A 7,907-nucleotide genomic window follows, 5' to 3' on the forward strand; every position below is an offset into this window, starting at 1 on the left:
GTGGATCATCCACCCTATGAGCGCTCATAGGGTGGATGATCCACCGCCTCACACGAAAGGTGGATAACTCACCGCCTCCGGGGGAGGTGGGGCGCTAGAGCAGGTAGGACACCACCAGCACGGCCGTTGACACGGCGAGCATGCCGAGGCAGTTGACCCAGAAGACGACGCCGAGGAAGTTCGCCCGCAGGTGGGCGTAGGCGGCGCAGCAGAAGTAGGCGATGACGGCGGCGTTCGTGGTCAGGCCGACGCCCTCGTACTGCAGCCCGGCGAGCAGTCCGGCCGTCGCGAGGAGTTTGACGACGATGAGCGCCCACCACCAGTCCCGAGGGAAGCCGACCCCGTCGAGGCAGTCGCGGATGAACCCGGGCGGCCGGATCGAGATCAGCGCGTCGCCGAGCAGGAGCACCGCCAAGGCGACGGTGGGAATCCAGAAGTCAGGGGTGGCGGTCATGGGTGCTCCTCGGTGGTGTCCGGCGGACTCCCATCATGGCGGGTCGACATTCCGCGGGAGCGCTCAGCCGAGCTCCACCAGTGCCACGCCGACGATCACCAGCGCGATCCCGATGCGCATGCGCGGCGTCAGCGGGTCGTCCCAGAAGGCGCGGGCGAGGACGGCGACGAGGACGATCCCGACCGCCGACCACACGGCGTAGGCCACACCGACCGGCAGGCCCGCGCGCAGGGTCAGACCGAGGAAGGCGAAGGCGACGACGTAGCCGACCACGACCGGGACCAGCCAGGCGCGCCGCCGCAGCCCGTCGCTCGCGCGCAGGCTCAACGTCGCGGCGACCTCCGAGGCGATGGCGCACGCCAGCCACACCCAGGCCATCAGCGGGCGTCCTCGGTCTGGCCGGTCTCGATCAGGACCACGCCGACGACGATCACGGCGATCCCGACGACGGCCGCCGGGCTCAGCGTCTCGTCGAAGAGCAGCGCGCCGAGCCCGGCCACCAGCGCCACGCCCGACGCCGCCCACACGCCGTAGGCCGCGCCGATCCGCATCCCGGCGCGCAGCGCGAGGCCGAGCAGCGTGAAGGCCGCGGCATAGGCGACGGCGACCACGGGGATCAGGCCCGGACAGTCGGTCGCGGCGCGCAGCGTCAGCGTCCCGGCGACCTCGGCGACGATCGCCCCCGCGAGCAGGACCGGGGCTCTCACGCGGGCTCGGTGAGGGAGACGAGCAGGCGGGGGGTGGTGCGGCGCAAGAGGTCGAGGTCGAACTCGCGTCGTTCCACGAGGGAGCTCAGCACGAGCGCGTCCCAGGTGCCCATGAGCACGAGCACGGCCTCGCGGGCCTCGACCACGAGCCGCAGGCCCATCGCGTCGAGCACCGTCTCGACCACCTCGGCGATGCCGTCGATGATGCGATGCCACCACTCCACGAACTCCTCGCCGCCGAGGTCGCCGCGCAGGCCGCGCAACTCGAACTCCAGGTGCAGCAGGAACCAGTCGCGGTCGGGCGGCTGCAGCACGGCGAAGCGCTCCAGCACGGCGGTCGCGGCCTCGGCGGGCTCCAGTCCCGCGAAGGTCGCGGGGTCGGCGGCCTCGCGCACCAGGGCGAGCATGCGCTCGCGCTCCCGGTCGACGAGGGCGCGCACGAGGTCGTCCATCGAGTCGAAGTTCGAGTAGAAGGCGCCCCGGGTGAAGCCGGCCTCGCCGCAGAGGCGGGCGATGGTGACGCCCTTCAAGCCCTCGCGGGCGAGGAGGGCGCGGGCGGCGTCGAGGAGACGTCCCCGGGTGACCGAACGGTGGCGGAGCGCGGGGCTCGGGTCGACGGAGGTCACAGGGAAAAGATTACTCCGATGCATTGATGTATTCAATACATTCATGTATCGTCGGGGTCATGTCGACCTTTCTGCACCGCCTCGGAGGCTGGGCTTTCCGCCACCACGTCCGCGTGATCGTGGCCTGGATCGTGCTCATCCTGGCCGGCGGCGTCGCGGCGGCCGCGCTCGGCGACGGCACCCGCGACGAGTTCACGATCCCCGGATCGGAGGCGCAGGAGGCCGTCGACGCCCTCGACCGGACCTTCCCGGAGCTGTCCGGCGTCTCGGCCTACGTCGTGGTGGTCGCCCCCGACGGATCCACCGTCGACGCGCCCGCCTCCCGGGCGCTCATCGACGACACGCTCGCCCGGCTGAACGCGGTCGACGGCGTCGCCGAGGCGAGTTCGCCCTTCGGCCTGTCAGAGGACGTCTCGATCTCCGCCGACCGCGGCGCCGCGCAGATCCAAGTGCGCCTCGACGGCGGCTTCGAGGACGTCACCCCCGATCTCAAAGACGACCTCGCCCGGGCCACCGAGCCTTTGGACGACGCGGGCTACACCGTCGCCGTCGGCGGCGACGCCTTCTCCAGCGCCGGACCGAAGCTGTCGATCGTCGAGGTGATCGGCGTCATCGTCGCCTTCGTCGTGCTCTACCGCATGTTCCGCTCCGCGCGCGCCGCCTTCCTGGCCATCGCCACCGCGGTCGTCGGGGTGGTCGTCGCGCTGGAGCTCACCTGGGTCGCCACCGGCTTCTTCACGATCTCCTCGACGTCGCCGCTGCTCGCGCTGATGATCGGACTCGCCGTCGGCATCGACTACGCGCTGTTCATCATCTCCCGGCACCGCGAGCTGCTCTCCGAAGGCGTCGAGCCGGACGAGGCCGCCGCCCGCGCTGTCGCCACGGCGGGCTCGGCGGTGGTCTTCGCGGGCGTGACCGTCATGATCGCGCTGCTGGGACTGTCCATCGCGGGCATCCCCTTCCTCGCCGTCATGGGCGTCATCGGCTCGCTCGCCGTCGCGGTGTCGGTGCTCGTCGCGGTCACGCTGCTGCCCGCCGTCATGGCCTCGGCGGGGGAGCGGCTGCGGCCCAAGGACGGCGAGCGTCCGCCGGGCGCGTTCTCGCGGCGCTGGGTCGCGCTCACCACGCGCTTCCCGACCCTGTCGATCCTCGCCATCGTGGTCCTCCTCGCCGTCGTCGCGATCCCGGCCAAGGACCTCCGACTGGCCCTCCCCGACAACGGGGTCGAGCCGAAGGGCACGAACGCACGCGACGCCTACGATCTCATCGCCGAGGAGTTCGGCCCCGGCCACAACGGCCCGCTGCTGGTGACGATGGACGTCCTCACCTCCACCGACCCGCTCGGCGTGGTCGACGCGGTCAGCGCCGACCTGGACGCGCTGCCGGGCGTCGCGGGCATCGGCCTGGCCACCCCCAACCGCACCGCCGACACCGCCGTGATCCAGGTGATCCCCGAGACCGGGCCGCGCGACGACCGCACGGCCGACCTCGTGCACACCATCCGCGACCGGGCGCCCCAGTGGGAGTCCGAGCACGACGTCGACGTCGCGGTCACCGGCTACACCGCCGCCGGCATCGACGTATCCGAGCGGCTCAGCGGCGCGCTGCTGCCCTTCGCCATCGTCGTCATGGGGTTGTCGGTGCTGCTGCTCATGCTCGTCTTCGGCTCGCTGCTGGTGCCGATCAAGGCGACCATCGGCTTCCTGCTGTCCACCGGCGCCGCCTTCGGGGCCGTCGTCGCGGTGTTCCAGTGGGGCTGGCTCGGCGACCTCGTCCACCTCGACCAGCCGGGGCCGCTCATCAGCTTCCTGCCGATCCTGCTCATGGCGGTGCTGTTCGGCCTGTCGATGGACTACGAGGTCTTCCTCATGGCGCGCATGAAAGAGGAGTACGGACGCTCCGGCGACGCGCAGAAGGCCATCGTCGACGGCTTCGTCGGCAGCTCGCGGGTGGTCACGGCGGCGGCCGTCATCATGCTGGCGGTGTTCGCGGGCTTCGTGCCCGAGGGCGACGCCAACATCAAGCCGATCGCCTTCGCGCTGGCCGTCGGGGTGTTCGCCGACGCTTTCCTCGTTCGTATGCTCTTCGCGCCCGCCGTGATGAAGTTCGCCGGCGACAAGGCGTGGTCGATGCCGTCTTTCCTCGCCCGACGGCTGCCGCACATCGACGCCGAGGGCGAGGCGCTCTACGAGAAGCTCGCGCTGGAGTCGTGGCCGCGTGAGAACCGCGACGGCGCGCTGACCGCGTCCGGGCTGACCCTGGAGACCTCCGAGGGGATCGTCTACAACGACGTCAACCTCATCCTGCCGCGCGGCGACTGGCTCGTCGTGCACGGTCCCGACGGCTCGGGCAAGACGGCGCTGCTGCTGACCCTCGCCGGACGGATGGCCTTCACCGCCGGTCGGCTGCGGGTGGCCGGACGACTGCTGCCGCACGAGTCGGGCGCGGTCCGCAAGGTCGCGGCGCTGGGCGAGACGCGCGGCGTCAACGAGCTCGACGGCCACCTCGGCGTCGACCAGCACATCGCCGAGCGGTTCGCCATCTCCGCCTTCGGCCTGTGGGTGCCCAGGCGCCGGGTCGACCGCGTCCGCGACCGGCTGGAGCGGGCGCTCGCCGAGGCGCACGACGAGGCGGGCCTGCTCTATCCCGGCCTCGACGGGAAGCGGCTCGTCTCCACGCTCTCGCGCATGGAGCGGATCGCCCTCGGCGCGACGCTCGCGCTGGTCTCCGAGCCGGAGCTGCTCGTCCTCGACGACGCCGACGACCTCCGCTCGCCCGCCGACCAGGCGCTGCTGTGGGCGACGCTGCGCCGCCTGCTCGACGGGACCGGCGCCTCGCTGGTCGCGGGGGTCCGGTCCGCGCAGGCCGCCCCGCCGCCGTCGCCCCACGTCCACCTCGCGGAGCTCGACCCCCGCCACCTCCTCGACGAGTTGATGATCTGATGATTCCCTCACCGCCCCTTCCCTGGTACGAGATCGCGCGTTTCCAGCGCAGCCGCCTGACCCGGATCGCCCTCGTGGCGGTCGCGGTCGTCCCGCTGCTCTACGGCGCGCTGTACGTGTGGGCGAACGCCGATCCGATCGGCCGGCTCGACCAGGTGCGGGCCGCCGTGGTCAACCACGACCAGATGATCGAGGTCGAGGGCCCCGACGGTGAGAAGCAGCCCGTCGCGGTGGGCCGGCTGCTCGCCGGCAACCTCGTCGGCAGCGAGGCGAGGAACAACTACGACTGGGTGCTCACCGACGAGGGCGACGCCGAGAAGGGCCTCGCCGACGGCACGTACAAGGCCGTGCTGACGATCCCGGAGAATCTGTCGCAGGCGGCCGTCTCGACCGGCGGCGACCCGGCGCAGGCCGTCCAGGGCGAGCTCGACCTGCGCACCAACGACGCGGTCAACTTCGTGAACGGGCAGATCGCCGACCGCATCCTCGTCGCCGCGCGCGAGGCGCTCAACGCCCAGGTCACGCAGACCTACCTCGGCAACATCTACCTGGGCTTCAACGGCGTCAAGGCGTCCCTCGGCGAGGCGGCCGGAGGCGCGGGCCAGCTCGCCGACGGAGCCGGACAGCTGACCGACGGGGCCGGGAAGCTCGCCGACGGCACGGCCCAGTTGGCCGACGGAGCGCGGGCGCTCGACGGCGGCAGCGCCGAGCTCGCCAGCGGCCTCGGACAGTTGCGGCAGGGCGTCGCGACGCTGCCCGGCGACGTCCAGCGCCTCGCCGACGGCTCCCGCCAGGTGGCCGACGGGACGGCCCAGATGAACGCGCTGGTCCAGCAGGTCACCGGCACGATCACCGGCGGCACGGGACAGGCCCGCGAGGCGCTGTCGACGGCGGAGACGTCGCTGCGCGACCTCGCCCAGGCCTGCCGGGACAACGGCGCCGCCGACTGCGCCGCCCTCGACGCGGCCGCCGACCAGATCGCCGCCGCGCAGGGACAGGTCGACGAGGTCGCGGCGCAGGCCGCTCAGGCGGGCCAGCAGTCGCAGGCGCTCGCCGACGGAGCGGCCCAGGTCGCGGCGGGCAACAGCGAGCTGGCCGCGAATCTTCCTACCCTCGTCGCTGGCATCGACCGAGCGGCCGACGGGGCCGCGGCGCTGAGCGAGGGCACCGGGCAGTTGGCGTCCGGCACGGCGTCGGCCGCGGCGGGCGCCGGGGAGTTGGCCGGCGGCGCGGGCGAGCTCGCCGGGGGCGCCGGTCAGCTGGCCGACGGGCTCGACGAGGGCGCGGACGCGGTGCCTGGCTATTCCGATGACGAGAGCGAGCGGCTGGCCGAGGTCGCGGCGACGCCGGTGGGCGCCACGGCCGAGCGGCTGAACGCGGTCGACAACTACGGCGCGGGCCTGGCCCCGTACTTCATCGCGTTGGCGCTGTGGGTCGGCGCGATGTCGATCTACCTGCTGCTGCGTCCGCTGTCGCCGCGCGCCGTGGCCGCGACGACGGGCAGCGTCCGCGCGACCTTGGCCGGTTTCGTGCCCGGCGCGCTGGTCGCGGTGGCGCAGGTGGCCTTGTTGGCGGCGGTCCTGTTGTGGGTGGTCGGCGTCCACGTCGCGCAGCCGTGGCTCATGGTCGCGATCGGCCTGCTGACCGCGTGGGTGTTCGTCGCGGTCAACCAGAGCCTCATCGCGTGGTTCGGCGGGGCGGGACGCTTCGTCGCCATCGCCTTCGTGTGCTTGCAGTTGGCGGCGGCCGGCGGCACCTATCCGATCGAGACCTCGCCGGGGTTGTTCGGCACGCTGCACGGCCTGTTGCCGATGTCCTACGCGGTGCACGCCCTGCGCGCGGCGACCGCGGGCGGCACGACGGGCGTCGGCGCGGACGCCTTCGCGCTGGTCTGTTTCGGCTTGCTCGCCCTCGTCGCCACGATGGTCGCCGCCCAGCGCCAGCAACGGGTCACCCTCACCCGCCTCCACCCCACCCTCGTGGTCTAGTTCTTCCCAGATTTGCTGGCTTATCCACCATTCGAGGGCGTGCGAACGGTGGATAAGCCAGCAAATCTGGCGAGAAGGCGACCCCCTCAGGACTCGGCGGCGAGGAGGTAGGCGGCGAGGAGGCGTTTGAGCTCGATGACGATCACGTACTCGTTCGCGAAGAACTGGTACAGCGTGCCGATCGGCAGCCCCGCCCGCTGCGCGACCTCCTCGCAGGTGAAGGAGTCGAACCCGACCTCCAGCAGCAACTCGCGCGCCACCGACAGCAACAGGTCGAACTTGCGCTGGCTGCGCTCCTGCGCGGGACGCTTGCGCGGCTCGAGGATCGGCGTCGTCATCCGCTATGGCTCGTGACACAATCACTGGCCACCCAGCGTGGGAAGAGGTGGGACCAGTGCCGATCGTGGTGTTCGACGTCGGTGGGAGCTCGGCGCGCATGGCGGTGGTGCGCGGCGGGGTGGTCGGAGCGTCGCGGCGGGTCGAGGTGACGGACGCGTCGAGCCTGGTCCGCCACGCGAGCGCGGCCACGCGGGGTCTGCGCGGGGTGGCCGTGTCGACGGCGGGCTTCGTCGACAGCGAGCGGGGCCGTGTCCGTCTCAGCCGCGCGGTCCCGGGTTTGGAAGGCGATCTCGCCCGACGGCTGACGAGCGATCTAGGCTGTCCAACGGTCGTGGTGAACGACGGCGAGGCGCACGCCTACGCGGCGGGCCGGATTCCCGACGTCGACCACGGACTGGTGGCGATCTCGCTGGGCACCTCGGTCGGCCTGGGTGTCCTGGACGCCGGCGGCCGCCCACTGCGGCCCTGCTCCGGCGAGAACTGGGACGTGGGCGACTGGCGGCTCGACACGCGCGCCTCCGAACGCGAGGTCTGGTGGGCGCTCGGCTCGCAGGGACTCGCCGAGGTGGAGCGGTCGATGGGCGAGGACGCGGGGCGGGCGCAGTACGGCTACCGGCTGGGCGGATGGATCGCCACGCTCGGCGTGGTCTTCCGCCCGCGGACGGTGGTGTTGTCCGGCGGCATCGCCCGCGCGCACTGGAACCGCTTCGCCCCGGCCCTCCACGAGGAGTTGGCCGCGCAGACGCCGGAGGCGGCGCGGCCGCAGGTGGTCGCCTCGCCCTTCGAGGAGGCGGGGCTGGTCGGAGCGGCGGTGGCCTTCGCGCGGCGGGTCGGCTGAGCCGCCGCGCGAA

The 7,907-nt window shown here is 72.4% G+C and carries 8 protein-coding genes; 3 read left to right on the forward strand and 5 right to left on the reverse strand.

Translation table 11 applies throughout. The annotated features are described in order from the left end of the window. Nucleotides 1-94 precede the first annotated feature (94 nt). From QM621_RS14880 to QM621_RS14895, 4 genes are all read right to left on the reverse strand, one after another. Nucleotides 95-454, reverse strand: coding sequence for a DoxX family protein (locus QM621_RS14880; protein ID WP_414991173.1), 360 nt, complete (start codon nucleotides 452-454; stop codon nucleotides 95-97). A gap of 63 nt (nucleotides 455-517) precedes the next feature. Beyond that, nucleotides 518-832, reverse strand: coding sequence for a DMT family transporter (locus tag QM621_RS14885; protein ID WP_414991174.1), 315 nt, complete (start codon nucleotides 830-832; stop codon nucleotides 518-520). Further along, nucleotides 832-1,161 (reverse strand): SMR family transporter, encoded by a 330-nt coding sequence (locus tag QM621_RS14890; protein ID WP_414991175.1) that lies wholly within the window; start codon nucleotides 1,159-1,161, stop codon nucleotides 832-834. The genes QM621_RS14885 and QM621_RS14890 overlap by 1 nt, the downstream gene beginning before the upstream one ends. Next, nucleotides 1,158-1,787 (reverse strand): TetR/AcrR family transcriptional regulator, encoded by a 630-nt coding sequence (locus QM621_RS14895; protein ID WP_414991176.1) that lies wholly within the window; start codon nucleotides 1,785-1,787, stop codon nucleotides 1,158-1,160. The genes QM621_RS14890 and QM621_RS14895 overlap by 4 nt, the downstream gene beginning before the upstream one ends. A gap of 59 nt (nucleotides 1,788-1,846) precedes the next feature. Here QM621_RS14895 and QM621_RS14900 point away from each other — a divergent pair, with 59 nt between their 5' ends. Next, nucleotides 1,847-4,729, forward strand: coding sequence for an MMPL family transporter (locus QM621_RS14900; protein ID WP_414991177.1), 2,883 nt, complete (start codon nucleotides 1,847-1,849; stop codon nucleotides 4,727-4,729). Next, nucleotides 4,729-6,717 carry a YhgE/Pip family protein gene (locus QM621_RS14905; protein WP_414991178.1) on the forward strand — a complete coding sequence of 663 codons (1,989 nt, stop codon included), beginning with the start codon at nucleotides 4,729-4,731 and terminating at the stop codon, nucleotides 6,715-6,717. The genes QM621_RS14900 and QM621_RS14905 overlap by 1 nt, the downstream gene beginning before the upstream one ends. A gap of 86 nt (nucleotides 6,718-6,803) precedes the next feature. Here the strand turns inward: QM621_RS14905 and QM621_RS14910 are convergent, their stop codons facing one another. Beyond that, a complete protein-coding gene (locus tag QM621_RS14910; protein ID WP_414991179.1) occupies nucleotides 6,804-7,055 on the reverse strand; it encodes a helix-turn-helix domain-containing protein in 252 nt (83 codons plus the stop codon). A 56-nt stretch (nucleotides 7,056-7,111) separates the two neighbouring features. Between QM621_RS14910 and QM621_RS14915 the strand changes: the two genes are divergently transcribed. Beyond that, complete coding sequence (locus tag QM621_RS14915) at nucleotides 7,112-7,894, forward strand: ROK family protein (protein WP_414991180.1); 783 nt, start codon at nucleotides 7,112-7,114, stop codon at nucleotides 7,892-7,894. Nucleotides 7,895-7,907 lie beyond the last annotated feature (13 nt).

The organism is Aeromicrobium sp. (genome assembly GCF_047606445.1).
In the GTDB taxonomy this organism is placed as follows: Bacteria; Actinomycetota; Actinomycetes; order Propionibacteriales; family Nocardioidaceae; genus Aeromicrobium.

Excerpts from the sequence above, each read along its gene's own strand:
- QM621_RS14910 (WP_414991179.1), bottom strand. The coding sequence starts at position 7,055 with ATGACGACGCCGATCCTCGAGCCGCGCAAGCGTCCCGCGCAGGAGCGC.
- QM621_RS14885 (WP_414991174.1), bottom strand. The coding sequence starts at position 832 with ATGGCCTGGGTGTGGCTGGCGTGCGCCATCGCCTCGGAGGTCGCCGCG.
- QM621_RS14905 (WP_414991178.1), top strand. The coding sequence starts at position 4,729 with ATGATTCCCTCACCGCCCCTTCCCTGGTACGAGATCGCGCGTTTCCAG.
- QM621_RS14880 (WP_414991173.1), bottom strand. The coding sequence starts at position 454 with ATGACCGCCACCCCTGACTTCTGGATTCCCACCGTCGCCTTGGCGGTG.
- QM621_RS14900 (WP_414991177.1), top strand. The coding sequence starts at position 1,847 with ATGTCGACCTTTCTGCACCGCCTCGGAGGCTGGGCTTTCCGCCACCAC.